Raw genomic sequence first — 25,811 nt, 5'->3', positions numbered from 1 at the left:
CGCAACGAATCCGCTACCCGCAGTTGCGGCTATCTCGGCGCAACGAACAGGCCGCTCGGCCTCATTGGCGATAGCGGCCCGCAATGACGTCACCCTGGATGCGAAGGCCCGGATTGCCCGGCTCCCAGTAGTTTCCGTGTGACAGCACATCGAATGGCAAGGCCCGCAACACGGGCAGGCCGAGAGTGGCCCCGGAAGATGTGAAAACCGTTGCGCGGAATTCGCGATCGACCGGGTTAACACCGTGTACTAATTGACCGAACACGGGAACCGGGTCTGCGGGGTCGGCAGTGGCATAGACATGCCCGCTGTTGCGGCCCGCCGGAATACCCATCAGACGCAATTCTGAAACATTGTCAACTTCTATCCCAGGACTTCCCACCAGTACCACGTCATCGGCGGCCAGCGTGTTCGCTCCACTGGCGGCCGCACCGATCACGGTGCTCCCATAGCTGTGGCCGAGAACGGTCTGATGGGACGCGAGGCCCAGATGGCTTGCCCGCAGTCCGGATTCGAACCGATCCAGTGCGAGCGCGCCCGCGTCGGCCCGCCGATCCCCCAGCGCCCCGGCCAGATCCGGCGGTGCGTCATAGCCGTACCACGCGATGACCGACGTTCGGGCAGACGGATCGGACCGTTCGGCGGCGCCCAGCAGCGCTCGGACCCGCCGCACCCCGACCCCGATGGCGGTGAGCGGTGAGCCGGTCCCCGGCACGAAGGTCGCCACATTCGCGGCGGTGTCCGGATTGTTCAGCGCGATCGCGCCGTGCCCGGCGGTATCGAGCGCGAGCAGGAGGCGGCCGCCCGGCACCGGACCGAGCTGCCGCTCCAGCGCCTCGTATCCCGCGACCCTGGTGAGCGCCTCGGCCCGCGCCGCCTCCCATGCCCGCAGCCGCGTCCAATCCCCGCTGCTGGTGGGCAGATTCCGACCGCGATACCAGTCGGGGTGCCGGTCGACCAACCGCCGGTCCCCCGCCACCGCGTCCGCGCGCAGTTTCCGCAGGACCACCCGGTTGTAGTGGTCGCGGACGAGCGCGGGCAGGCCGTCCCGACTCCCGATCAGCGGATCGGCCGCGAACAGCTCATCGCGATCCGCGGGGCCGAGCGACTTCCACAGCGCACCCAGCGCTTGCGGATCCTCCGGCAGCAGCGCGGTCCCGTCGAGGAACCCGCTGATCCGGGTACTCGGCCCACCGCCGCTCGGATCCGCCCGCAGTTCCGCCAGCGCCATGGCGGCCGTGGCGAGCCGGGTGCCGACCCGCTCGTCGATCTCCCCGGCGGTGTCGAGCAGCGGCACCAGCCTCGCCTGCAAGGCCAGCGCCTTCGCGTCGAACCCGGCCTGGAAGATGAAGTCCAGCGCCAGGTCTCCGATCTGGGAGTGTGGTCCGGTGACAGTGCCGTCCTCGGCGATCCGGCATCCGGTGTCGCGCGCCTCATCGCGGATGTGGCCGACCAGCGCGCACACCCGATCGAGTGCGCCGGCCTCGGCGAACGCGTCCGCGACCTCGATGAGCGCCGCGCCGATATGGTTCGCCGCCAGCTGGGACGCCAAGGCCCGCACCGCCGCGGCAGTCGCGGCCGCGCCCAGCCACCCGGCCATGGCCGTGTCGACCGCCCGCGCCACCCGTGTCTGCGCTGCCGAGAACGACGAATCGGCCTCCACCACAGCGGCACTCGCACGGTCGGCGGCTGTGGGATCCCACCCGCACACCTGGGACAGGCTCGCTCGCGCCACTGTCCCTCCTGCCCGTGACCGGATCCCCTACCGAACCTGCTTCATGGCAATACGTGCCGGTCGAGGCTGGACGCCGACGGTCAGGAGGTGGCGTGCAGGTACCCGTCCAGCTCGGCCGATAGCGCCAGCTGGGTGGCCTCGTAGGTGGTGGCGCCCTGATCGGCCGTATCGGCGAAGGATCGGAGCCGATCCGCGGTGTGCCCGAGCGAGGCGAGCAGTGGCTCGCCGACAGTGACCGCGGCCGCGCCGATGGCCGAATTGGGCATGGCCTGCGAGACTTTCGCGATCAGATCCACCGGGTCGATATTCGTGACGGCGTCGGCCTCACCCCTGAGACCCGCCGCCATGATGCGCAGCGCCGTGATGTCGGCGCGCAGCATGTCCGCCATGTTTCCCCCTGTCGTCCGTGCACCACACCCTAGCGGCGGGCGACCGGGTGGGCTCGGTGAGAACGGCGCGCTGTGGACAGCGCGGTGGCTGTTCACAATTCGGCGCCGGGAGCTCACTTCTCGCGGCGGGCGGCCTCGCGCGCCAGGGCGCGGTCGCGCTGTTCCTCGAACCGCAGGACGTCGTTTCCGAGCCGCTCCACGTAGGCGGCCAGGTTGTCGCGGATCCGCTCGCCGCGGCCGGAGTAGTCGGTGCGATCGAAGATGTTCCAGTGGCGCAGCACCGGCATGACCACCTCGTCGAGGTGCTGGCGCAGGTCGTAGATCCCATATTTGGCGATGAGGACGCTGTTGCGCCGGAACTCGGGCATGCCCGCGCCGGGCATCCGGAAGTTCTCGACGACCGCGGCGACGGCCGCCAGCGCGTCGTCGGGAACCAGGTCCAGGGCCGCCGCGCAGATGTTCCGATAGAAGACCATGTGCAGGTTCTCGTCGGCGGCGATGCGCGTGAGCATGCGGTCGGCGCGGGGTTCGTGGCAGGCCTTGCCCGTATTGCGGTGCGAGACGCGAGTGGCCAGCTCCTGGAACGTCACGTACGCGACGCCGTGCAGGATGGTGTTGTCGCCGGTGCCGGTCGGGTCGTCGATGCCCTGGGAGAGGCAGATCATGCGGGCTTGTTCCAGTGCGACCGGATCGACGGCGCGCGTCACGATCAGATAGTCGCGGATCACGATGCCGTGGCGATTCTCTTCGGCGGTCCAGCGGTCGACCCAGGCGCCCCACGCGCGGTCGCGGGAGAAGGCGTGGGAGATCAGCCGATGATAGGAGGGCAGATTGTCCTCGGTGAGCAGGTTGGTGACCATGGCGGCGCGCGCGACCGGACTGAGCCGAGATTGATCTTGTTCCCAATCGATTCCGCCCATGGCGGCGAAATTGCGGCCCTCGTCCCACGGCACGTAATCGTGCGGATGCCATTCCTTGGCCAGCCCCAGATGCCGGTTCAGATTCGCTTCCGCCACGGGTTCGAGTTCGACCAGCAACTCCACCGGAGTCATCGAGCCGGCCCCGGGGGTCTCGGTGATCATGGATTTAGTCATGTCGTGTCCCTGTATTACGACTTGTCTCCCCATCCGTTCGTGAGCCTACTCGGGTATACGGCGTATCACCGGAGCGCGTTCACAAGACGACCGTTCCGTTGCCGATGGCGCACAGGACTATTCGGACAACCCTGGTCACGGCCCTCCGACCGCGTTAATGTTGACCCCCGCGTATGCGATTCACCGGGGAAATTACGTCTGCGATACCTGAGGAGGGGCGGATGGCGGCCGTTCCCGCAGCGGCGAGGAAGGCCCTGCCGACCGTCGTGTGCACCCTGCTGGTGGCGGCCGCGGCCGTCTGGCAGCGGGACGCGGTCCTGACCGGAGTGCACGCCCTCGCCGCGGCGGACCCGCGCTGGCTGCTGGTCGCCGCGCTCGCCACCCTCGCTCTGTGGCCCACCTCGGTTTTCATGTTGCGCGGCTCCATCCCGGCCCGGCCGACCACCGGGCAGTTGTTCGCCCTGCAGCTGGCGGTGCCCGCTATCGGGCTGGTGCCCGCGGCCTCACTGTTGCTGCGCTTGCGATTCCTGCGCCGGACCGGGCTCAGTCATACCGGGGCGATGGCGTCCATGGGGTTGATGGGATTCGCGGCGCTCATGGTCCGGGTGCCCCTGGTGGTGGTCGCGGTGCTGGCCGCGCCGAGTCTGATGAGTCGCAATGGCGCACAACCCCCTTGGCACGACCTCGGTGCGCGAATGTCGGGTACGTGGCATCACCTGGTGGGCGAGAATCCTTGGCGCACAGCGCTGATCATGATCGTCACGCTGATCGCGGCCGGTGTGGCGGCGGCCGTGGCGGGTCTGATCCTGCATCGCCGAGTGGCCACACAGGGCGGTTGGCGGCGACTGCCCGCACGGCTGCGGCATGCCCGTTCGGATGCCGAGTTCGCGTGGAAGTCCGTGGCCACCACCGCTTTCCGGCCGCGCCGGGCGGCGGCGCTGTGGATCTGCGCGCTGGTGCAGCCGCTGCTCATCGTGGTGGCGTTGTGGGCGGTGTTGCACGCGGTCGGGGCGAATCTCAGTCTGCCCGACACCTTCGTGGTGGAACTGGTGACCGTGGCGCTGGCGCCGCTGCTGCCGTCCCCGAACGGCGTGGCCACCAAGGAGATCACCATCGCGGCCGGCCTCACCGCGGTCGCGGGACTGACCGCCGGGGTGGCGGTGGGCGCGGCCCTGGGGTTCCGGCTCCTCACCTTCTGGTGCCAGATCCCGCTGGGCCTCGCCTCCTTCGCCTATCTGAACCACCGCCGCGCCATCTGACGCGACGGGTCCGGGCTCAGTTGTTGGGCTTGCAGTCGATGGTCGCGTACTTGGCGATGCCGCCCCACTTGGTCTGCGCGACGCCCGCGGCCTGATGCTTGCCGCGCTTGGCGTCGACGGTGAGGGTGGGCAGGGTCTGGCCGTCCCAGGTCTGGGCATTGCAGGTCCAGGTCGGCGCGGCGGCCTGGGCGGTCGCGGCGTCGACGGCGGTGACGACCGGGGTCAGCGAGAGGACGGCCACCGGCAGGCCGACCAGATACTTCATGCGCACGTGGACTCCTTGTGCGATCGCGGGTGAGCTGGGCGAACAGCAGCCCAGATTCTCGCACGGCTCCGGCGAGCCCGCCCCGCGAACCGGACGGTCATGGTCGACGATGGGGGCACTTTCGACCCACGTCGGGCGTTGATCGACGTAAGGCCGGCCACGAAGAAGGAGTCCGCCATGTCTTTCCTAGGTTCACTGCTCGGGCTCGCCCTGACGCTGTTCATGCTGCTGCTGATCGCCCGCCTGATCATCGACTGGATCGGCGTCCTCGGCGACACCCCGCCCGCGCTGCGCAAGGCCCGCGATGTCGTGCACCGCCTGACCGAGCCGGTGATCGCCCCGGTCCGCCGGGTCCTCAAGCCGATTCGCCTCGGCGGCGTCCAGATCGACCTGGCCTTCACGGTCGTCTTCATCGCCGTGCTGGTGCTGCGCGCGATCGCTTTCAGCCTCTAGCAAGCCCCGGAACATCCTGCGTACCTCGACGATCGGATCGCACCATGACAAGCGCTGACCTGCTGGTGGACGCCTTCGGCCGGATCAAGGAGAACGTCCACGGCGCCGTCGCCGACCTCACCCAGGCCGAACTCGGCATCCAGCCCGACGGCGACGCCAACTCCATCGCCTGGCTGATCTGGCACCTCACCCGCGTCCAGGACGACCACATCGCCGACGTCGCCGCCACCGACCAACTCTGGACCGCCGGCGGCTGGTCGACCCGCTTCGCTCTCCCCTTCGACGACACCGCGACCGGCTACGCGCAGAACCCCACCGACGTCGCGGCCCTGGCCGACGTCCCCGCCGACCTCCTGCTCGCCTACTACGACGCCGTGCACGCCGCCACCATCGCCTACGTCTCCACCCTCACCGACGCCGATCTCCCCCGCATCGTCGACACCCGCTGGGATCCCCCGGTCACCCTCGGAGTCCGTCTCATCAGCGTCGTCGACGACGACATCCAGCACGCGGGCCAAGCCGCCTACGTAAGGGGAATGCTCCTGCGCCGCCGGTGAGCGGTCACCAATCCAGTTCTGCGGCACATTGTTTCGCGACGACGCGGACTCGATGGTGCGGGGCCGGCGGACTGGGGAGGACCAGGCAATTCGTGGGGGTCGATTCCGGGCCGGAGGGCGTGACGATCAGGACCAGGCGTACGTGACGCCGGTCAGCTTCTCGCTCAACTCCCAGAGCCGCCGCGCCTGGAAACGGCTGTAGGCGAGCGGATTCCGCAGCGTCCGGCGCGGATACCCGAACGTCTCGAACGCGGGCCCGCAGTAGGAGTTTCCGGCCAGCCCCGGCGTGGTGGCGGCATAGAGCTGCGGCAGCGCGCCCTTCGCGTCGGATTGGGCCAGCGAGAACAGTATTCGCTGCTGCACCGCCGCGAGGGCCGCCGCCGCACCCCTTTCCGGTGTGGACGTGTACAGATTGGTCGCCGACAGACCCGGATGCGCCGCAACAGCGGTCAGATTCGCCCCCGCCGCCCCGGCCCGGCGGTGCAGTTCCGCGGTGAACAGCAGATTGGCGAGTTTCGATTGGCTGTAGGCCAGCCAGCGGACGTACACCCGCCGCCAGTTCGGATCCAGCCAGTTGATCATCCCGCCCCACGCCGCGATGGACGATACGGTCACCACCCGCGGTTCGGGGGCGCGCAGCAGCAGCGGCAGCAAGGATCCGGTCAGCGCGTAGTGGCCCAGGTGATTGGTGCCGAACTGGGCGTCGAATCCGTCGGCGGTGCGCTGGTCGCGCGGCAGGGCCATGACTCCCGCATTGTTGACCAGGATGTCGATCGGCGTGCCGCGGACATCGAGGTGGTCGGCGGCGCGGCGGATGGAGGCGAGGTCGGCCAGATCCAGTGGCAGCACTTCGGGTTTCGGTCCGGTGGCGGCGGCCCCGACCTGTTCCAGGGCGGCCGCGGCCTTGATCTCGTTGCGGCAGGCCAGCAGGACGTGCGCACCCTTGGCGGCCAGGGCTTCGGCGGTGCGCAGGCCGAGTCCGCTGTTGGCGCCGGTGATCACGGCGGTGCGGCCGGTCTGGTCGGGGATGTCGTGGATGGTCCAGCGGCGGGCGATCACGGGCGGGCTGGTCACGGTGGGCCGGTGCGGGGCCTCGGTCATGCGATCGGTCTCCTTGCAGCGAATCTCCGTCTGAGACAATGTACCCGGAGCCGCCGGGCCGCGACAGTCGAGCGGGCGGCCGGAAATCCGCCCGAATCCGGTCGGTCGCATTTCGATCGGAGGCCCACGCAGGTTACTTACCGGTTCTGAGTGTCGGTGCCACACTCTGGCGATTCTCGGGTTAACCTCGCAGGCGCTCGCGAATTCTCTGCAGGACATGCCAATTGGCCGAAAAGGACACGCGAAAAGTGAATAGCCTCGCAGAATTCTCCACCCGGAATGGCGGATTCCGAAATGTCGTGGTCACCGCCGTGGAGATGACGACCTCGATCGCCCCCGACACCGAGGGCACCTGGCAGGGACTTTTGTCCGGAGCCAGTGGCATCAGCACCCTCGACGACCCGGAAATCACCAGGCTGAACCTGCCGGTAACCATCGGTGGCAAACTCGCGGCTGATCCGACCGGCGAACTCGATCGGGTCAAGAAGCGCCGCATGTGTTACGTGCAGCAGATGTCGTACGTGATGGGAAAACGCCTGTGGAACACGGCGGGCAACCCCGAAGTCGACAAGGACCGCCTGGGCGTGTGCATCGGCACCGGGCTCGGCGGCGCGGACACCATCGTGGACGCCAATGACGCCATGCGCGACCACGGCTACCGCAAGGTCTCGCCGTTCGCGGTGCCGATGTCCATGCCCAATGGCGTCTCCGGCGTGGTCGGCCTGGAGATCGGGGCGCGCGCGAGCCTGGTCACCCCGGTCTCGGCGTGCGCCTCCGGCAACGAGGCGCTGGTGCACGCCTGGCGTTCGATCGTGCTCGGCGAGGCCGACATGGTGGTGGCGGGCGGCGTGGAGGGCTACATCAATCCGGTGGCCATCGCCGGATTCTCGATGGCGCGCGCCCTGAGCACCCGGCTCGACGAACCCGAACGGGCCTCCCGCCCCTTCGATCGGGACCGCGACGGTTTCGTCTTCGGCGAAGCGGCCGCGCTGCTGCTGGTCGAATCCGAGGATCACGCGCGGGCGCGCGGCGCGAAGCCGTTGGCCCGCTTGCTGGGCGCCGGTCTCACCGCCGACGGCTATCACATGGTCGCCCCGGACCCCGAGGGCGCGGGCTGCGCGCGGGCCATGCGCCGGGCCATCGAATCCGCGGGCGTGCGGCCCGAGGAAGTGGATCACGTGAACGCGCACGCCACCGGAACCAGCATCGGGGATCTGTCCGAGGCCAAGGGGATCGCGTCCGCGGTGGGCACGCATCCGTCGGTGTACGCGCCCAAATCGGCGCTGGGGCATTCGGTGGGCGCGGTCGGCGCACTGGAGGCCATCATCTCGGTGCTCACGCTGCGTGATCAGGTGATTCCGCCGACGCTGAACCTGGAGAATCAGGATCCGGACGTGGAGTTGGATGTGGTGCACACACAGCCGCGCAAGACCGGAGTCGAGTTCGCGCTGAACAATTCGTTCGGATTCGGCGGGCACAATGCGGCGGTGTTGTTCGGTCGTTACTGACCGGTACAGTCGGGCGCCACGGGCGTCCGGCGGGCCGTAGGTCAGCAGGTCGTGCGTTTCGTATTCAGCCACCCCGGTTTCCCCGGCGTGGCCGGGGAAATGGCAGTGTTTATGCCGGAACCCGGGGGACACCAAACATCTTGGGAGCCGCCGGAATACGATAGCCGCGCACGACCCGTTACCTACGAGGGAGATGAACGCATGGCCGACCAACCGCCCGCCGAACCACCCACCCAGAGCGCCCGGGTGATCCTCGCGGTGCTGGCGCTAGCCATTATCAGCGCACTCGTGGCGGCGGCCATGCTCGCCGGAGGCTGATCGTCTGAGACATCTGCCCGTATTGCCCGAGATCCCGGCCCATTTCGTGGGTCGGCGCAGTGTGGAGTCCGGCGCAGCGCGACGCTCAAGCCGTCGCGCTGTGCGGACGGATCCCCGCATCCGGGTCCAGCCCCGCCGATTCGTCGAAGCGGGCCAGCACCTTGTCGTGGTACATCGCGAACAGGTCCTCGAACAGCGCCAATTGCGCCGGTGAGGGTCCACCCTCGGTTTCCCAGACCGCGAGCAGGGCGCGCCACATCAGGACGTGCAGATCGGCGGCGACCGCGAAGTACGCGTCGACCGCTTCGGGCACCTCGAACAGCATCTCCCCCACGGAGTTCAGCACCGCGCGCTGCATGGTGTGGCCCAGGTCGGTGAGAATCGCGCGCACCAGCCCGAGTTCGATGTCGAGCAGGCGGGCACGGTCGGGTTCCGGGGCGCGGGCCTCGGTTTCGAGCGCGTCGACCCGGGCAGTCAGTTCCGCGGGCGCGATGCCGCGCTCGGCGGCGGTGTAGTCGAGCAGGGCGTCGAGCACGATGGCGCGTTCGGCGGCCACGATATTGCCGAACATCTCCGAGGCGACCTCGGGCGCGTGCAGGCTGAGCCGGAACAGCCGCCGGTACACGTCCACCCCGCCGGCGCGGCGCACGTCGCGCACGCTGAACCCGCGGCCGCGGTGGGCGTCGACGAAGCCGTAGGACTCCAACCGGCCCAGCACCAATTGCGCCGTGGCCCGGTTCATCTCGAATTCCTCGGCGACCTGGCGAACCGACGGCATCAGGTCTCCGGGTGCGTATTCCCCGGTCGCGACGCGGCGAGCGAGCTCGTCGGCGACATCGGCCACGACCGTCTGGGCACCCATCCCGTCACCTTTCGACAACTTTCGGATACGTCCCAGACAGTTTAAGCTCTGGTGTGCCAAACTGCACGTGCATGGGCTATTCCGCAGACCCTGACGCTGCCGTGCACTCGATGGCCCTGCCGCGCACACAATGGGGTGAGCAATGTCGATTCGGCGAATCCGGGAACGGACAGCGGGCGACCCCGGCGGCCCGCCGATCCGCGCTGCCGTCCGCAATGCCCGGATCGCCAGTCTCCCGGTCGCATTCGCGGGCCGTCAGGCCGCCGGCGTCGGCAAGCGCGCCCTGGGCCGTTCGGCCGCCGAGGTGGATTCCGAGATCCGGCTGCGCACCGCCCAGCACATCTTCGAGGTGCTCGGCGAATTGAAGGGCTGCGCAACCAAACTCGGCCAGCTGCTCTCGCTCTACGAACTCGCCCTGCCCGCCGAGATCGCCTCGCCCTACCGGACCGCGCTGACCCAGCTACAGGAATCGGTGCCCACCATGCTGCCCGCCACCGTGCACGAGGCGATGGTCGCGGGCCTGGGCGACCAGTGGCGTTCGCGGTTCACCGAATTCGACGACCGCCGCGCGGCGGCCGCCTCGATCGGACAGGTGCATCGCGCGGTGTGGAGCGACGGCCGCCCGGTGGCGGTGAAGGTCATGTATCCGGGCGCGCACGCCGCGGTGCTCGCCGATCTCGAACAGCTGCGCCGACTCTCGGTGCTGGCCACGGTGTTCGCGCCGGGCGCGGACGTGCCCGCGGTGACCGAGGCCATCTGCACCTGCGTGGCCGACGAACTCGACTACGTGGCCGAGGCCGAACATCAGCGCCGCTTCGCGCAGGCCTACGCGGGCGACCCGGACTTCGCCGTCCCGGACGTGATCGTCCAGCAGGGCGATGTGATCGTCACCGAATGGCTCACCGGCACACCGGTTTCGCGGATCATCGAGTCGGGCACGCCCGCCGAGCGCAGCCGGGTCGGCATGCTGATCATCAGATTCCTGCTCTCGGCGTGGACCCGCACCGGCCTGCTGTACTGCGATCCACACCCGGGCAATTTCCGGATCCTCCCGGACGGGCGGCTGGGCGTGGTGGATTTCGGGGCCTGCACGCCCTGGCCGCCCCCGGGGTTCGAGGAGCTGGTCGGCGAGGTGATGGACGCCGCGTTCAACGGCGGCATCCCGGAACTGGACGCGGCGGTCCGCCGCCACGGCTTCGTCCGGCCCGGCCGCGACTACGACGTGGCCGCGCTCGCCGAGGGGCTGGACGCCGTCGGCGAGCCGCTCACCGTGCCCACCTTCCGCCTCACCACCGCCTGGCTGCGCGGCCATGCCCGCTCGGTGCTGGCGCCCCGGCTCTCGAACGTCCACCGCCAACTGGACATGCCCGCCTACTTCACCCCCTTCGCGCGCTGCTTCCTCACCGCGCTGGGCGTGGTGTGCCAGCTGGAGACCGAGGGCCCGATCCGCGCCGAATTCGCCCGCTGGTCACCGGAACTGGCCGCGGTGTTCGACCGCTACGACACCCGCCAGGCCGAGCCTGCCGACCTGGCGGTGGTGCGCCACCTGCGACCGGCGCCGACCGATCGGCGCGCCCGGATCATCGGCTGAACCGAAAACCCATAGGCGCGCAGCCGATCCCGATACCATCGACTGGGAGGTGCGCCATGACGAAGGTGCTCTTGATCACCGGCGATGCCGCCGAAGACCTCGAAGTCATGTACCCCTACCAGCGGCTGCTGGAGGAGGGGTACGAGGTCGATATCGCGGCTCCCGCACGCAAACAACTCCAGTTCGTGGTCCACGATTTCACCGCGGGCTTCGACACCTATACCGAGAAGCTCGGCCGCACCTGGCCCGCCGATCTGGCGTTCGGCGAGGTCGATCCGGCCGAGTACGCCGCCCTGGTCGTGCCCGGCGGCCGCGCGCCGGAGTATCTACGCGGCGATCCGGACTGCCGTCGCATCGTCCAGCACTTCGCGCAGGCCGACAAACCGATCGCCGCCCTGTGCCACGGCCCGCTCATCCTCGCCGCGGCCGGGGTGCTGCGCGACCGCTCGTCGAGCGCCTACCCGGCGCTGGAACCCGATATCGCCGCCGCGGGCGGCCGCTGGGTCGACAGCCCGGATCACGTCGACGGCAATCTGGTCACCGGCCGCGCCTGGCCCGACCATCCGCAGTGGATGCGCGCGTTCCTGGAGGTCCTGCGCAAGGCGGCCCCATCGGTTCACTGAACCAGGGCATAGACCGAGTCTATGCATCCATCGGAATGTGGCCGCTACCGGCGGAAGTGCGGTCGGGCCAAGGTTGAGGCATGACCACAGTGACCTTCCGCCGAACCGTTCCCGCCGCGACCGCCGACCGCGTGGGTACGGCGACCGCGGAACATTCCGGTGGCCGGGAGCCGCTGCGGTACCTGGCTCCGAACTGGTTCGCCGTGGTGATGGGGACCGGGATCATCGGGAACGCGGCGGCCACCCTGCCGACACAGTTCCCCGGATTGCGGGGCGCCGCGACCGTCGCGTGGGCGTTGGCCTCGCTGATCCTGATCGTCCTGGCCGGGGCGTGGGTGCTGCACTGGCGGCGCTATCCCGAGGAGGCCCGCGGCCACGGGATGCACCCGGTGATGATGCAGTTCTACGGCGCCGCGCCCATGGCGTTGATGACCGTCGGCGCGGGCACCCTGCTGTTGGGCAAGGACGTCATCGGCTTGTCGGCCGCCGTGACCGTGGACTGGGTGTTGTGGTCGGCGGGAACGGTTCTCGGGCTGCTGACCGCGGCGAGCATCCCCTATCGGATGATCACCCGGCACCAATTCGATCCCGATTCGGCGTTCGGCGGCTGGCTCATGCCGGTGGTGCCGCCCATGGTGTCGGCGGCGCTGGGCGCGCTGCTGGTGCCGCACACTCCCGCCGGGCAGGCCCGGCTGACCATGTTCGTGGCGTGCCTGGCCATGTTCGGCCTGAGCCTGATCGCCTCGCTGGTCACCACCACCCTGATCTGGTCGCGGCTGCTGCATCACGGGCTGCCGCCCGCCGGGATGGTCGCGACCGTGTGGCTGGTGCTGGGCCCGCTGGGCCAGTCGGTGACCGCCGCGAGCGCGCTGGCCGCGGTCGCCCCCGGCGTGGTGGATGAGCGCACCGCCGCCGGCATGGATGTCTTCACCGTGCTGTTCGGTGTTCCCATCTGGGGATTCGCCATGCTGTGGCTGGCCCTGGCGGTCGCGGTCACCTGGCACGCCCGCACCTCGATGCCGTTCAACCTGACCTGGTGGGGCTTCACCTTCCCGCTCGGCTGCTGTGTCACCGGCAGCACCGCCCTCTACGGCCACACCGGCGCGGATCTGTTCGCGGTCACCGCGGTGGCCCTGTACGCGCTGCTGGTCGCCGCCTGGCTGGTCGTGGCCGCGAAGACCGTCCGCGGGCTGGTGCTGGGCGAGCTGCTGCGGCCCGCCCACTAGGGCACGGTCCGGCCCGATCGTGCCCGATGCGGTCGAAAAGGCCGCGCTGTAACCCCGCCCGCTATGTACTGACAGACGTGGACACGCGTCGAGTTCTTCGATGGATGCGGGAAGCGGCGGTTCATGGTGCGACGGGTCGAATCCGAGCGCCGGACGCAGCCGGACGCGAGTTCCGGCGCGGGTCGGGAGTTGCGGCTGGTGTCCGGTGACAGCTACCCCGGCTGGGAAGCGGTGTACCGGGACAACGCCACCTGGGTGTACGCGTTGATGTTCGGCAAGGTCGGCAACCGGCCCGACGCCGAGGATCTGACCGCCGAGGTGTTCACCGCGGCATTGAAACCGCTGCGCATGACGGCCAGCGTCCCCGAGGTGCGGGCCTACCTGCGGGCCACCGCCCGCACCGTGCTGGCCGCGCACTGGAAGGCCCGCATGGGCCGGGAGATCACCACGATCGAGGGCGACATCGCCGACGATCCGCCGGAGGAGTTCCACGACTCTGGCGCCGAGGCGCGCGCGAAGGCGGTGTTGTCCGAACTCCCGGACCACTACCGCCGGATCCTGGAACTGCGTTTCCTGCAAGGTCTCTCGATCCGGGAATCGGCGCAGACCCTCGGGGTGACGGTGGCGAATGCGAAGGTGTTGCAGCATCGGGCGGTGCGGATGGCGGCCCAGCTGAATGAGCGAGGTGTGCGGTGAGCGGGCGGGATGTGCGGCGGTTCGTCGACGAACTACTGGCGGCCAAGCGGTCCACGGGATTCACCCCCGACGAGGCCGAGGCCGAGGAGATGCGCGCGGCCATCGAATTGCGCGCCGCCCGGCTGGGCAGTGACGCGCCCAGCGAGGAGTTCCTGAGCGGCCTGCACCGGCGGCTTGCCGCCGAGATGACGGAGCCGGAGCCGGAATCGGCGTCGCCCACCGGGTATCGCCGCCGCAATCTGCTGATCGGCACCTCCGCCGCCGCGGCCGCCGCCACGGTCGGCGCGGTCGTGGATCGGACCCTGCTCGGGCACGGTCAGGAGGGTGCGCCGCCCGCCGCGCGGCAGACGCCGCTGTCGCCCAATTCCGGTGCGTGGCTGCCGATCGCGCGGTCCGCGGATCTGCCGGAGGGCGCGACAGTGGCCTTCGACGTGGGGACGGTGAACGGATTCGTGCGCCGCGACAAGGGGAATCCCGTCGCGGTGTCGGGCGTGTGCACGCATCAGGGCTGCAAACTGTGGCTGGACGCCCCGGCCGAACGGCTGCGCTGCCCCTGCCATTCGACGTCGTTCTCGATCGAGGGTCAGGTGGTCACCCATCAGCTGCCGGTGGCGCCCGCGCCGCTGCCGCTGGTCCAGGTGCGCGAGAACAACGGCACCATCGAGGTGTTCGCGCCCACCGAGCCTGCCTGACGATCAATAGCGTTCGGGCGCAACGGTTCCCGTGTAACCCGCTCCCCTATCCATGGATGACCGGTTCGCAGCAGCGAACGGACCCATCCCGGACGGAGGACCGGATTCATGAGACCCACCCGTAGCCCGCGACGCGTAGCCGTCGCCGTCGGGGTCGCCACGACGGCCCTGCTCACGGCGACCGCGTGCGGCTCCACCGGCGGCGGAGAAGCCGCGGATCCGGCCGCGCCCGGATTCACCTTCGCTTCCGGCACCGCCACGCCCGGCATGGTGCCGGACGGCGGGGGCCCGGCCATGCCCGGGATGACCTCGGCGGCGGGCACCTCCGCCGCCGGGGCGCCCGCGGCGCCGGCCGGGCCCGATGCCGTCGCCATCGACAATTTCGCGTTCGGTCCCGGCTCGCTGACCGTCACGGCCGGCACCACCGTGACCTGGACCAACAAGGACGAGGAGCCGCACACCGTCGTGGCGAACGACGGGAGCTTCCGCTCGCCGACGCTGGGGACGGGCGCGACCTACACGTTCACCTTCCCCAAGCCGGGCACCTTCGCCTACGTCTGCTCGATCCATCCGTTCATGCACGCGACCGTGGTGGTGACGCCGTGAGCACCGATCTTCCCGCTGACGACTACGAGGCAGACTCCCGCGATCCACAGCGGATGACCCGCCGCCAGCTCATGCGGCACAGCGCCTGGTTCGGCGCGGCGGTGGGCCTGGCGGTGGTGGGCGGCGAGGTGGTGTCGCACGTGGCCGGCAGCGCGCCGGCCGCCCCGGCCCGGCCCACGCTGCGGTTCGCACAGGTCAGCGACAGCCATATCGGGTTCACCGGGACCGCGAACACCAGTGTCACCGACACCTTCTCCGAGGCCGTCTCGCAGGTGAATTCGCTGGGCTATCAGCCCGATTTCGTGATCCACACCGGCGATCTGACCCACCTGGCCACGGCGGAGCAGTTCGATCAGGTCAAGCAGATGATGGGCGGGCTGTCGACGCCGCACGTGTTCACCGTTCCAGGAGAACATGATTCGAGTGATGACGGCGGCTCGCGATACCGGTCGGTCTTCGGTAATGGCACGCGCGGCGACGGCTGGTACAGCTTCGACATCGCGGGCGTGCACGTGATCGGATTGGTCAATACGCTCAACCTGAAGAACCTCGGCCATCTCGGGCAGGATCAGCTCGACTTCGTCCAGAAGGATGTGGCCGGGTTGTCCAGTGACACACCGATCATCGTGTTCAGCCACATCCCGCTGTTCGCCATGTACCCCCAATGGGGCTGGGGCACAGACGATGCCACGCAGGCGCTCAGCTACCTGAAGCGGTTCTCATCGGTCACCTGCCTCAACGGCCATGTGCACCAGCTGTTCACGAAGACCGAGGGCAATGTCACCTTCTACAGCGGCACCACCACCGCCTATCCCCTGCCCAAGCCCGGCGACGGGCCCGCGCCCAAACCGGTGACCCTGCCCGCGGGCAAGCTGCACGAGGCGCTGGGAATTCGCGAGGTGACCTTCCAGAAGGGGCAACAGCAACTCGCTATCAAGGAACAGACGCTGAAATGACCACTGCCGACCGGCGTGTCGCTCGCGGGTCTCACATCGGTGTCATTTCTCAGGGATGACCTGGTGATGGAAGATCGAAAGCGGCGAGTAATCTACTACGCTGGGCAGTAACAAGATGCTGTGCAGCGATGCGGCGCACGGCGATTACAGGAGGGAAGCCATGCCACCCCGCCGTTTTCGGACGAACGCCGCAGCGAGCGTATTGGTCACGCTCACGCTGGTGCTTGCGGCCTGCTCGTCCAATCTCCCGAGCGGGAAGGTCGGTCCGCGCACGCCGGTCGAGCAGTCCATCGTGGTGTCGCCCGCGCCGGGCTCGGACAAGGTGGATCCGTCGGCGCCGGTGAAGGTGAGCACCACCGGGGGCGTGCTGACCGACGTCGTACTCAGCAATGAGGACGGCAAGGTCATCGAAGGCACCTACACGCCGGACAAGACCGCATGGAAGCCCAACGACCAGCTCGGCTACGGCCGCACCTACACGCTGAAGGCTTCCGGTGTCGATGTGACCGGTCCAACCGGGCCGGTCACCTCCACCTTCACCACCATCAACCCGAAGAACCAGACCAAGGTGTACCTGAACACCACGGGCGGGCAGGCCATCGTCGACGGCAACAGCTACGGCGTGGGCATGGTCATCGTCGCGCACTTCGACGAGGACATCCCGGACCGGGCGGCTGCGCAGAAGCGACTGGTCGTCACCACCGATCCGCCGGTGGAGGGCTCCTGGTACTGGCTGGACAACCGCAATGCGCACTGGCGGCCCAAGGAGTACTGGAAGACCGGCACCAAGGTGAACGTGGCGGCCAACCTGTACGGCGTGGAGGTCGGCAACGGGCTGTTCGGGCAGGAGGACGCGAAGTCGCGCTTCGTGATCGGGCCCTCGCACGTGTCCATCGCCGACGACAACACCAAACAGGTGCAGGTGTTCGAGAACGGTCAGCTGATCCGCACCATGCCCACCTCCATGGGCCGCGGCGGCTCCGAGACCGTGGCGGGCAAGACGTTCACGTTCTGGACCATGCCCGGCACCTACACGGTGATGGACAAGGCCAACCCGGTGATCATGGACTCCTCGTCCTACGGGCTGCCGATCAACTCGCGGCTCGGGTACAAGGAAACCATCGGCTGGGCGACACGCATCAGCACCGACGGCATCTACCTGCATCAGCTCGACTCCACCGTGTGGGCGCAGGGCAATACCAACCTCTCGCACGGCTGCCTCAACCTCAATCTCGAGAACGCGCAGTGGTTCTTCAACTTCGCGCAGCCCGGGGATGTGGTCGAGGTGCGCAATACCGGCGGCGCGCAGCTCGAGGTGTGGCAGAACGGCGACTGGACGCTGCCGTGGGATCAGTGGCTGGCCGGTAGCGCCGGCTGACGCCGCTCGCGCGCGGCCAGTTGCCCGGTGCGCGCGAGATACCAGGCCGCGACACAGAATTCGGCGGCCACCGTGCCCCACACCAGCGTCCACACCGAGTGGGTGCGCAGGGTGAGCAGCAGGGCGGTGGCCGCCACCGCGGTCCCGATCACCGCGCCGATCATGATGCCGACGGTGTCCTGGCGGACCGGCAGGATCGCGGTGGTGACGAACGAGGTGGTGGCGGTCGCGACCAGGATGCACACCTCGACCCGCAGCATCGGCACCACCGCGCGGAACTCGTCGTCGTAGATGACCCGCACCGCGAGCGGCGCGGCGATCCAGATCCCCGCCACCGCGACGGCCGCCACGATCACGCAGGCGGCCAGGGCGCGCAGCTCGTGCCGCCAGAAGCCGGGATCGGTGCGCTCGCGCGCCATCCGGGGCAGCAGCGCCAGCCCGATCGGATCCAGCAGCGACTGGGTGGCGCGCACGAGTTTGTCACCCGCCGAATACAACCCGAGCGAGGCGGCGTCGAGCACCGACGAGTACACGGTGGCCGTCCCCTGCCCGTAACTGGTGACCAGCAGCCGTGAGGCGAGCACGGGCGCGCCCTTGCGCAGGATCATCACCACCTTGCTCGGCCGCCCCGGCTTCCCGAACCGCTTGTTCGCATCCCACCAGGTCAGCGCGACCGTGACGACGGACGACAGCAGCAGGCACACCAGCACCATCTCGGCGTGCGGCAGCCGCGGCAATACCCCGACCAGCAGCACGAGATACACCACCCGCCCGGCGATCTGATACGACATCGAGGCCCCGAATCTGGCCTGCCCCACCAGCAGCCAGTCCTCGGACATCGACAGGAACCCGCCCACGAACAATCCGAGCAGGATCATCCGCAGGTGCGCCCCGGCCTCGAAAGACAGTCCCGCCGCGAGGGCCACCCCGAGTGCGCCGAGCCCGGCCGCCCGCACCGCGAGGTAACTTCCCCGCAGTTCGTCGAGTCCGTCGTCCCCGAGCAGCGCGGCCATGAAGGTGTTGATCCCGAGATCCACGACCAGCGATCCGAGGAAGTACGCCGACATCCCGATGGCCAGCAGCCCGACGCCGCTCACCCCGAGCGTCCGCGCGGTCAGCGGCACCGTCACCGCGGTCACCAGGAACTGCCCGTACTTCCCGAGACTGACGAACCCGATGTCCCGCAGGACCGACAGCAGCCCGTCCTCGGCCACCTTCGCCCGCACGCGTCCGACCAACGCGCCACCCAGGTGTCGCCGATCCGCCATGGCGGTCCCTCTCTCCCCGACCGCGCACCCCGGGTCGACGACGAAATTCTCTCGCCGCACCACCCACCCCGCCACCCGATCCCGCCCGGTTGGGGGAAACCGTAACGCCCCGTTCAAATGAACCGCGCAGTCCCGCAACCGGACCCGCGACCGCCCCCAAATACCGGCCGCCTTCCCCGGGTGCCTGCACACTGGTCCCATGGAGATCACATCGGCCGTCGGAGCGATCCTCGGCGCGTTCGGATTGTCGGGCGCGGCGGGGCTCAATGCCTGGCTCCCCCTGCTGGTCGTGGGAGCCGCCGACCGCATGGGCTGGATCGACCTGGGCTCCTCCTACGGCTGGCTCTCCTCCACCCCCGCCTTGATCGTGATCGCCCTGCTGCTGGTCTTCGACCTCATCGGTGACAAGATCCCCGCCATCGACTCGGTCCTGCACGCCATCGGCACCCTCGTGGCCCCCGCCTCCGGCGCGATCCTCTTCACCGCCGAGACCAGCATCTCCTCCAACCTCCCGCCCGCCGTCGCCGCCATTCTCGGCGCGGTCACCGCCGGCAGCGTCCACGCGGGCCGCACCGTGGCGCGCCCCTTCGTCACGGGAACCACTGCGGGCGTGGGCAACCCGGTGGTCTCCACCGCCGAGGACGGCACCTCCCTGCTGCTGACCGTCCTGGCCCTGGCCGTCCCCGTCCTCGCCTTCGCCGCCATCCTGCTGCTGCTCATCTTCCTGGGCTGGTTGGCTTTCCGAGCCAGGCGCTGGCTCCGCGCCCGGCGCGCCCGCAGCGACCGCCAACCGGACCGACCACAGCAGTGACCCCCGCGTCGTTCAGCCGGGAATCGCGCGCCGGGCCCGTAGCGGAATCTGATCCCGAAACGCCTCGATGGCGGCCGCGACCTCGTACGGAGTCGCCGCGTCCTCGATCTCGTTGCGGTACAACACCCGTCCCGCGACCGCGTCCAGGTCGAACCCCCACACCATCGACATGAGCGGGTTGATGAACAACTCGTAGTCCCCGCTCCGGGTCCGCGGCACCGACCGGTGATCTCCGAACTCGCCGCGTGCCGCATCGGTGATCGACGCACACACGATGCTCTCCCGATCGGGCGTGTTCCCCTGCACGTACGTCACCGCCTCGAGCCACTCGTCCACGGCCCGAATCCCCGGCGTCAAAGCGAAAACCCCATGGTAGGCGCCCATTCGGGCCAGCGCCGCCACGTTCTCGAGGAAATGCGCGTGGCACAGCCCGTGATGCGCGTCCACCCCGAAACCGACACACGCCACGGTCTTCACCGGCACATCCAGGGCTTGCACCGCCAGCAGGCTGGTGATGTCCTCGACCGGCGTCCCCAGCCCGGCCTCGTCCCCGGTCATCAGCAGATCGGTTCCCCCATCGACCAAGACGACCCCGTCGACGCCCAATTCGTCTGCCAGCCAGCGATAGGCGGCCCGGACCGCCTTGGTCCCACCCTTCTTGATCATGTACACCCGGTCCCCGTACCCCCGCTCGGCCAACCAGGCGGCGAGGTGCTTCTCCGGGAAATAGGACTGCGGCCCATCGGAATCCGGGCGCGCTTCGAAAACGCCCGGTCCGACCTCCACCGCCGAGGTGCGCTTCGCGGCGGTGAAGGTCAGATTCGCGAGGAATACCGTGCACCCTCGTTCGATCAGGGACAGCGCGATCGGTAACCCGCTGAGCACGTCGAAACCCCCACCGGCCCCGGCGATCAGAACCCGCTCGCAGTCCCGTAGACGATGCAGGACCGGAGTATCGAACAAGGTGGGTGCTGACACCGGGCCCAGTGTAGGCAGGCTTCGTGTCGGGAAGGGGGCTCAGCGGTTGTGGCGGACCGCGCGCAGGATGAGGTCGGCGACCACGTCGGGGCGGGAGACGCTGACGGCGTGGGAGGCGTCGACCTCGGTGGTGTCGGCCCCGGCGCGTTCGGCCATGAAACGCTGAGCCTCGACGGGGATGTTCTTGTCGGCGGTGGTGAGCAGGGCGAAGGCCGGGATGGTTCGCCAGGCGGCGGCCGCGGCCGGTTCCTCCAGGGCGGCGACGGCGACCGGGCGCTGGGTCACCGCCATGGTGGCGGCGGTGGGGACGTCGGCGGCGAACTGCTGGGGGAACTCTTCCCGGCGGATGTAGAGTTCGGTGGCTTCGCTGCCGTCGGCCCGGTGATAGGTCGCGGGGCGGGTGGTCGGGCCGAGGGTGGAGCCCGGGAACTTGCCGGTCAGTTCCAGTGCGCTCTCACCGATCTCGGGAATGAAGGCCGCCACGTAGACGAGCGCGGTGACCTGCGACTTCCCTTGGGCGGCAACGCTGATGACGCTGCCGCCGTAGGAATGCCCGGCCAGCACCACCGGGCCGTCGACGCTGTCGACGACCGAGGCGATGTAGTCGGCGTCGGAGGTGAGTCCGCGCAGGGGGTTGGCGGCCGCGAGGACCGGGATGCCCTCGGCGGCAAGGGTGTCGATGACGCCGTTCCAGCTGGAGGAATCGGCGAACGCCCCGTGCACGAGGACGACGGTCGGGGTTGTGGTCATTCGGTGTGCTCCTGAGCTGAGGTCGATGGTCAGGCCGGGTACAGCGCCGCGCGCAAGGTCGCGACGGCCTGGGCCACAGCGGCTTTCGCGGCGTGCGTGTCGTGCAGGGCGTTGACCATGACGAAGTCGTGGATGATGCCGCCGTAGCGGACCTGGGTGACGGGGACGCCGGCGGCGCGCAGGTTCGCGGCGTACGCCTCGCCCTCGTCGCGCAGCACGTCGGCCTCGGCGGTGATGACCAGGGCGGGCGGCAGTCCGGCGAGCTGGTCGGCGGTGGCGCGACGCGGCGAGACGTCGATGCGGGCGCGGTCCTCGGCGCTGGTCGTGTACTGGTCCCAGAACCACTTCATGCCGTCGAGGGTCAGGAAGTAGCCCTCGGCGAACTGCTGGTAGGAGCCGGTGTCGAAGTTGGCGTCGGTGACCGGGTAGAACAGCACCTGCTGGGCGAAGGTGACGTCGCCGCGTTCCTTGGCCATGAGGGTCAGCGCGATGGCCATATTGCCGCCGACCGAGTCGCCGGCGACGGCGATCCGGGTGGCGTCGAGACCCTTGCTCGCGCCATCGGTGGTGACCCACTGCGCGATTCGATACGACTGCTCGTTGGCGACCGGGTACTTCACGTCCGGCGAGCGATCGTATTCGGGGAACACGACGGCCGCCCGCGCGCCGACCGCGAGGTCGCGCACCAGCCGGTCGTGGGTGTGCGCGTCGCCGAAGACCCAGCCCGCGCCATGGGTGTAGACGATGACCGGCAGCGGCTCGGTCACGCCCTGCGGCTTGACGATGCGGGCGCGCACCGACCCGGTGGGTCCGCCCTCGACGGTGATCCACTCCTCGTCGATCTCGGGCTTGAAGATGGGCGAATCCTGTACCGAGTCAACGGCTTTGCGGCCCTCCTCCGGGGGCAGCTGGTACAGGAACGGCGGCTGGGAGGTGGCGTCCACGAACTCCTGGGCGGCCGGTTCGAGCGAGAGGTGGTGCGGGTTTCCGGACATGATGATCCTTTCCGCGACGCCGGGAATGGGGGCAGGCGCCACGCTAGTCATTTTCGTCCGGAAACACCTCGCGCCGCCCCGCCCTACCGGCCGCGAAATCCACGATTCAGGACACGGCCGCGACCGCCGATTCCTGGTCATCCGCCCAGCTAGCGGACCCGGTCGTCCGGAACCGCTGCTGGTAACTGCGCGGCGAAACGCCCAGGCGCGCAACGAAGGCCCGACGCAGCGCCTCACCACTGCCGTAGCCCGCGATCATGGCCGCTTCGGTCACCGTGGACCCGGCGTGCAGCAGATCGCGGGCGACGCCGAAGCGGATGAAGGCCACGTATTCGGCCGGGGAGCGTTCGAGTTCGGTCCGGAACAGCCGGGTCAGATGGCGGACACTGACCTGCGCGTGCGCGGCCAGGGTCTGCACGGTGTGCGGGAAGGCCGGATCCGCGCAGATCAGATCGACGACCCGGCGCACCAGCGGGCTGCGCGGCACCGGACCGGTCAGCGAGGCCGAGAACTGCGACTGTCCGCCCGCCCGCTGCATGTAGACCACGAGCAGTTGCGCCGTCCGCCGCGCCACATCCGCGCCGTGATCCTCCTCCACCAGCGCGAGCGCCAGATCCACGCCCGCGGCGACTCCGGCCGAGCTGTACAGGTTTCCGTCGCGCACGAAGATGGCGTCGGCGTCCACCTCGACCGCCGGGTATCGGCGGGCCAGGTCCGGTGCGAACTTCCAGTGCGTGGTCACCCGTCGCCCGTCCAGCAGGCCCAGTTCGGCCAGCACCGCGGTCCCGCTGCAGATCGACACCAGCCGCCGGGTGCGCACGGACAGATGCCGGGCCGCCGCCCGCAGTTCCGGCGTCACGAACACCGAGGCGGGCAGCTCACTGCCCGGAATCACCACGGTGTCGAAGGTTCCAGCCTCGGCCGCGGCCCCGTTCACCGCCACCTTCGCACCGATCGAGGTCTGCACCTCCCGCCCGTCCGGGGACAGTAAGACCACGTCGTAGCCGTGCACCGCCTGATTGGCCTCCATGAAGACCTCGGCGGGACCGGCGAAGTCGAGCATCTTCACACCATCGAAGACGAGGATCCCCACCCTGCGGCGGTTCGTATCGGAAGATTTGGCTGACATGTCCACTAGTATTCTGGAGGCCAGCCTCCAGAACAAGTCGAGTGTGCGAGATCGCAGATCGATATTGATACGGTGACCCCATGGGCAGACCACGGCAGTTCGACGAGCAGGCATTGCTCGCCGCCGCGGTGGAACTCTTCTGGGCGAAGGGTTTCGACACCACGTCGGTCGAAGACGTCTCGCGCGCGACCGGTATCGGCAACGGCAGCATCTATGCCGCCTACACCAGCAAGCGCGGGCTGTTCCTGGCCGCCTTCGAGCACTACTGCGAGCAGCGCGCCCACTTCGTGCGCGAGACCGTCGAGTCGGCTCCCGGCTCCGCGCGCGACGCCGTCCGCACCCTGTGCCGTGCGGTCATCGACGACTGCGCCGCCCACCCCGACCACCGCGGCTGCCTGATGATCAACAGCATCGCCCACCTCGCCACTCGCATTCCCGAGGTGGCCACCATCGCCACCCGCACCACCACGGCCATGGAAACCGCTGTGGCCGACCGGCTCCGCCCGGCCATGCCCCAGCCCGACGAGGCCCTGCTCTCAGCCCTCGGCGCCAGCGTCATCATGACCACCCAGGGCCTCATCCAGCTGAGCCGGATCGGCGTCCCCGCAGCCCGCCTCGGCGAAATCGCCGACGTGTCCTGCGAAATCCTCCCGCCGGACTGGGCCGACCTACCCCGGAGCTGAACGCTCCGGCGTGGGTGAACAAGCTGTTCGGCCGCTGAGCCGGTGACTCCGGCCGGTCCGGGCAGCGGCTCAGGACAGGTCGGAGAAGTGGACGGTGCGAGCGACGGCGGTGACGTGCAGGCCGTCCGAAGCGGGCGTGATCGACGTCAGGCGGGCGCCCAGGGGCAGCTTCTCCAGCGGGATGGTGAAGGTCAGGGATTCGCTGAGCGCCGCCAGGGACAGGGTGGGGCCACCCGCCGCCGCTTGGATGGACGTCGGGGTCACGACGATGCCGTTGTCGGCGAGAGCCACGGTGACGAAGACCGTTGCGGGAACCGGGATACCGGCCACGGTGAAGGTTCCGGCGACGCGGAGGCCCTCGGGGCTGTCGGAGATGGACTCGACGCCCGCCGGGGCGTAGCGCTGGACCGTGTCGTAGGGGACGCGGGCCGTGGCGGTGGCGGTCTCGGCGGTGAGGTTCTCGGTGCGCTTGTTGACGACGTCGCCCAGCGGCGCCGAGACATTGGTGAGCTTGACGTCCAGGTCGCGGACGGAGATGTCGGGGTCACTCCAGTCGCCGATCCGAATGCCGATGTCGGAGTAGGTCCCATCCACGGCCTGGGTGAGGAAGGGGAATCCGCCGATGGTGACCTTGGGCTGCTCGGGCAGCTTGTAGTCGGCGGCGATCTGGCGGGCGATCTCGTTCTGGGCCATGCCGACCGCGACGCGGTCGCCGACGATCAGCGCGATCGCCAGCACGACCAGCAGGATCAGCAGTCCGCGCATGTGTTCATCTGTTCAGCCATGCCACCCATCATGCTGGCGAATCCCGGTGACGAGGACGGGCACGCGGAACCCGGGCGCGAATCCCCACGAAATCGCCACAATGTAGGCATGAAATCCACCCGCATAGTGCTCGCCTCCCGCCCGGTCGGGATGCCCGAGCAGGAGAACTTCCGGACCGAGACCGTGGAGCTCGAGCCGCCGCGGCCGGGCGAGGCGCTGTTGCAGACGCTGTATCTGTCGCTGGACCCCTACATGCGCGGGCGGATGAGCGACGCGCCGTCCTACGCGCCGCCGGTCGAGGTCGACGACACCATGTGCGGCGGCGCGGTGTCACGGGTGATCGAATCCACCGATCCGGCACTGCAACCCGGCGATATCGTGCTCGGCTGGGCCGGATGGCAGACCCATTCGGTGGAGAACGTGCAGGCCTTGCAGAAGCTGGATCCGGCCGCCGCGCCGCTCACCACCGCGCTCGGCGTGCTCGGCATGCCGGGTCTGACCGCCTACACCGGCCTGCTCACCATCGGCCGTCCGAAGCCGGGCGAGACGGTGGTGGTCGCGGCCGCCACCGGCCCGGTCGGCGCGACGGTCGGCCAGATCGCGAAGATCCAGGGCGCGCGGGCCGTCGGCATCGCGGGCGGTCCGGAGAAGGTCGCGCTGCTGCGGGACCGCTTCGGCTTCGACGCCGCGATCGACCATCGCGCACCCGATTTCGCCGAGCAGCTGGCCGCCGCCACCCCGGACGGCATCGACGTGTACTTCGAGAACGTCGGCGGCGCGGTGTTCGACGCGGTGCTGCCACGCCTGAACACCTATGCCCGGGTTCCGTTGTGCGGCTTGGTCGCCAACTACAACGACACCGATCTGCCGCCCGGCCCGGACCGGCTGCCGCTGCTCACCTCGAACATCCTGCGCAAGAGCCTGACCGTGCGCGGCTTCATCGTGTCGGAGTTCTGGGATCAGATCGGCGCGTTCCAGCCGACCGCGGCGCAGTGGATCGCCGAGGGCAAGCTCACCTACCTCGAGGACATCGTCGACGGTCTGGAGAACGCGGTCGAGGCGTTCCAGGGTCTGCTCACCGGCAAGAACGTCGGCAAGCTGATCATCAAGGTCGCGGACTGAC

General features: G+C 69.2%; 27 protein-coding genes. 15 read left to right on the top strand and 12 right to left on the bottom strand.

From position 1 onward, the window contains the following. Nucleotides 1-61: 61 nt before the first annotated feature. The 3 genes from ACQP06_RS12595 to ACQP06_RS12585 form a co-directional block, all read right to left on the bottom strand. On the bottom strand, nt 62-1,735 hold the full coding sequence (locus ACQP06_RS12595) for an alpha/beta hydrolase (RefSeq protein ID WP_433672390.1): 1,674 nt from the start codon (nt 1,733-1,735) through the stop codon (nt 62-64). 80 nt (nt 1,736-1,815) lie between these two features. Continuing rightward, complete coding sequence (locus tag ACQP06_RS12590) at nt 1,816-2,124, bottom strand: hypothetical protein (RefSeq protein WP_433672389.1); 309 nt, start codon at nt 2,122-2,124, stop codon at nt 1,816-1,818. A 113-nt stretch (nt 2,125-2,237) separates the two neighbouring features. Further along, entirely contained in the window at nt 2,238-3,218 is a 981-nt protein-coding gene (locus ACQP06_RS12585) for an acyl-ACP desaturase (RefSeq protein WP_433672388.1), read from the bottom strand. Nucleotides 3,219-3,439: 221 nt separating this feature from the next. Between ACQP06_RS12585 and ACQP06_RS12580 the strand changes: the two genes are divergently transcribed. Then, nucleotides 3,440-4,477 (top strand): lysylphosphatidylglycerol synthase transmembrane domain-containing protein, encoded by a 1,038-nt coding sequence (locus tag ACQP06_RS12580; protein ID WP_433672387.1) that lies wholly within the window; start codon nt 3,440-3,442, stop codon nt 4,475-4,477. Nucleotides 4,478-4,493: 16 nt separating this feature from the next. On the opposite strand, the gene ACQP06_RS12575 is transcribed toward ACQP06_RS12580, so the two are convergent. Then, entirely contained in the window at nt 4,494-4,742 is a 249-nt protein-coding gene (locus tag ACQP06_RS12575; RefSeq protein ID WP_433672386.1) for a hypothetical protein, read from the bottom strand. A 177-nt stretch (nt 4,743-4,919) separates the two neighbouring features. Between ACQP06_RS12575 and ACQP06_RS12570 the strand changes: the two genes are divergently transcribed. Both ACQP06_RS12570 and ACQP06_RS12565 read left to right on the top strand, forming a co-directional pair. Next, nucleotides 4,920-5,195 (top strand): YggT family protein, encoded by a 276-nt coding sequence (locus ACQP06_RS12570; RefSeq protein ID WP_357096495.1) that lies wholly within the window; start codon nt 4,920-4,922, stop codon nt 5,193-5,195. Nucleotides 5,196-5,239: 44 nt separating this feature from the next. Beyond that, nucleotides 5,240-5,752, top strand: a complete 513-nt coding sequence (locus ACQP06_RS12565; RefSeq protein ID WP_433672385.1) for a mycothiol transferase — start codon at nt 5,240-5,242, stop codon at nt 5,750-5,752. Nucleotides 5,753-5,878: 126 nt separating this feature from the next. Here ACQP06_RS12565 and ACQP06_RS12560 read toward each other — a convergent pair whose 3' ends face one another. Beyond that, nucleotides 5,879-6,853, bottom strand: coding sequence for an oxidoreductase (locus tag ACQP06_RS12560; RefSeq protein WP_433672384.1), 975 nt, complete (start codon nt 6,851-6,853; stop codon nt 5,879-5,881). A gap of 248 nt (nt 6,854-7,101) precedes the next feature. Here ACQP06_RS12560 and ACQP06_RS12555 point away from each other — a divergent pair, with 248 nt between their 5' ends. Next, complete coding sequence (locus ACQP06_RS12555) at nt 7,102-8,361, top strand: KasA/KasB family beta-ketoacyl-ACP synthase (RefSeq protein ID WP_433672383.1); 1,260 nt, start codon at nt 7,102-7,104, stop codon at nt 8,359-8,361. A 403-nt stretch (nt 8,362-8,764) separates the two neighbouring features. Here ACQP06_RS12555 and ACQP06_RS12550 read toward each other — a convergent pair whose 3' ends face one another. Beyond that, the gene (locus ACQP06_RS12550) at nt 8,765-9,541 is read right to left on the bottom strand and encodes a GntR family transcriptional regulator (RefSeq protein ID WP_433672382.1); all 777 of its coding nucleotides are present in this window, start codon (nt 9,539-9,541) and stop codon (nt 8,765-8,767) included. 142 nt (nt 9,542-9,683) lie between these two features. Here ACQP06_RS12550 and ACQP06_RS12545 point away from each other — a divergent pair, with 142 nt between their 5' ends. The 8 genes from ACQP06_RS12545 to ACQP06_RS12510 all read left to right on the top strand — a co-directional run bounded on the left by ACQP06_RS12545 (nt 9,684) and on the right by ACQP06_RS12510 (nt 17,309). After that, nucleotides 9,684-11,132: an ABC1 kinase family protein gene (locus tag ACQP06_RS12545; protein ID WP_433672381.1), complete on the top strand. Its 1,449-nt coding sequence runs from the start codon at nt 9,684-9,686 to the stop codon at nt 11,130-11,132. A 56-nt stretch (nt 11,133-11,188) separates the two neighbouring features. Continuing rightward, the gene (locus tag ACQP06_RS12540; RefSeq protein ID WP_433672380.1) at nt 11,189-11,755 is read left to right on the top strand and encodes a DJ-1/PfpI family protein; all 567 of its coding nucleotides are present in this window, start codon (nt 11,189-11,191) and stop codon (nt 11,753-11,755) included. 80 nt (nt 11,756-11,835) lie between these two features. Continuing rightward, on the top strand, nt 11,836-12,981 hold the full coding sequence (locus tag ACQP06_RS12535; protein WP_433672379.1) for a TDT family transporter: 1,146 nt from the start codon (nt 11,836-11,838) through the stop codon (nt 12,979-12,981). Between the two features lie 123 nt (nt 12,982-13,104). Next, a complete protein-coding gene (locus tag ACQP06_RS12530; RefSeq protein WP_433672378.1) occupies nt 13,105-13,677 on the top strand; it encodes an RNA polymerase sigma factor in 573 nt (190 codons plus the stop codon). Continuing rightward, nucleotides 13,674-14,369, top strand: a complete 696-nt coding sequence (locus ACQP06_RS12525) for a Rieske (2Fe-2S) protein (RefSeq protein WP_433672377.1) — start codon at nt 13,674-13,676, stop codon at nt 14,367-14,369. Before ACQP06_RS12530 ends, ACQP06_RS12525 begins: the two co-directional genes overlap by 4 nt. 108 nt (nt 14,370-14,477) lie before the next feature. Continuing rightward, nucleotides 14,478-14,975, top strand: coding sequence for a cupredoxin domain-containing protein (locus ACQP06_RS12520; protein WP_433672376.1), 498 nt, complete (start codon nt 14,478-14,480; stop codon nt 14,973-14,975). Between the two features lie 53 nt (nt 14,976-15,028). After that, entirely contained in the window at nt 15,029-15,931 is a 903-nt protein-coding gene (locus ACQP06_RS12515; protein WP_433673301.1) for a metallophosphoesterase family protein, read from the top strand. A 160-nt stretch (nt 15,932-16,091) separates the two neighbouring features. Beyond that, nucleotides 16,092-17,309: a L,D-transpeptidase gene (locus ACQP06_RS12510; RefSeq protein ID WP_433672375.1), complete on the top strand. Its 1,218-nt coding sequence runs from the start codon at nt 16,092-16,094 to the stop codon at nt 17,307-17,309. On the opposite strand, the gene ACQP06_RS12505 is transcribed toward ACQP06_RS12510, so the two are convergent. Continuing rightward, nucleotides 17,282-18,577 carry a lipopolysaccharide biosynthesis protein gene (locus ACQP06_RS12505; protein ID WP_433672374.1) on the bottom strand — a complete coding sequence of 432 codons (1,296 nt, stop codon included), beginning with the start codon at nt 18,575-18,577 and terminating at the stop codon, nt 17,282-17,284. The genes ACQP06_RS12510 and ACQP06_RS12505 overlap by 28 nt on opposite strands. 199 nt (nt 18,578-18,776) lie before the next feature. Here ACQP06_RS12505 and ACQP06_RS12500 point away from each other — a divergent pair, with 199 nt between their 5' ends. Continuing rightward, on the top strand, nt 18,777-19,388 hold the full coding sequence (locus ACQP06_RS12500) for a DUF4126 domain-containing protein (protein ID WP_433672373.1): 612 nt from the start codon (nt 18,777-18,779) through the stop codon (nt 19,386-19,388). 12 nt (nt 19,389-19,400) lie between these two features. Here ACQP06_RS12500 and ACQP06_RS12495 read toward each other — a convergent pair whose 3' ends face one another. The 4 genes from ACQP06_RS12495 to ACQP06_RS12480 form a co-directional block, all read right to left on the bottom strand. Continuing rightward, on the bottom strand, nt 19,401-20,366 hold the full coding sequence (locus ACQP06_RS12495; protein ID WP_433672372.1) for a DUF1152 domain-containing protein: 966 nt from the start codon (nt 20,364-20,366) through the stop codon (nt 19,401-19,403). A gap of 39 nt (nt 20,367-20,405) precedes the next feature. Then, nucleotides 20,406-21,116, bottom strand: a complete 711-nt coding sequence (locus ACQP06_RS12490; protein ID WP_433672371.1) for an alpha/beta fold hydrolase — start codon at nt 21,114-21,116, stop codon at nt 20,406-20,408. 29 nt (nt 21,117-21,145) lie between these two features. Further along, nucleotides 21,146-22,111: an alpha/beta hydrolase gene (locus ACQP06_RS12485; RefSeq protein WP_433673300.1), complete on the bottom strand. Its 966-nt coding sequence runs from the start codon at nt 22,109-22,111 to the stop codon at nt 21,146-21,148. 106 nt (nt 22,112-22,217) lie between these two features. Next, nucleotides 22,218-23,240, bottom strand: coding sequence for a GlxA family transcriptional regulator (locus tag ACQP06_RS12480; protein WP_433672370.1), 1,023 nt, complete (start codon nt 23,238-23,240; stop codon nt 22,218-22,220). 80 nt (nt 23,241-23,320) lie between these two features. Here ACQP06_RS12480 and ACQP06_RS12475 point away from each other — a divergent pair, with 80 nt between their 5' ends. After that, nucleotides 23,321-23,923, top strand: coding sequence for a TetR/AcrR family transcriptional regulator (locus ACQP06_RS12475; RefSeq protein ID WP_433672369.1), 603 nt, complete (start codon nt 23,321-23,323; stop codon nt 23,921-23,923). Between the two features lie 69 nt (nt 23,924-23,992). On the opposite strand, the gene ACQP06_RS12470 is transcribed toward ACQP06_RS12475, so the two are convergent. Continuing rightward, the gene (locus ACQP06_RS12470) at nt 23,993-24,688 is read right to left on the bottom strand and encodes an LmeA family phospholipid-binding protein (RefSeq protein ID WP_433672368.1); all 696 of its coding nucleotides are present in this window, start codon (nt 24,686-24,688) and stop codon (nt 23,993-23,995) included. A gap of 108 nt (nt 24,689-24,796) precedes the next feature. Here ACQP06_RS12470 and ACQP06_RS12465 point away from each other — a divergent pair, with 108 nt between their 5' ends. Next, nucleotides 24,797-25,810: an NADP-dependent oxidoreductase gene (locus tag ACQP06_RS12465; RefSeq protein ID WP_433672367.1), complete on the top strand. Its 1,014-nt coding sequence runs from the start codon at nt 24,797-24,799 to the stop codon at nt 25,808-25,810. Nucleotide 25,811 lies beyond the last annotated feature (1 nt).

Source organism: Nocardia sp. CA-136227 (genome assembly GCF_050955695.1).
Classification (GTDB): Bacteria; Actinomycetota; Actinomycetes; order Mycobacteriales; family Mycobacteriaceae; genus Nocardia.
Note: the sequence above shows the minus strand (reverse complement) of the source record. Positions and strands in the feature narration are given on the sequence as shown.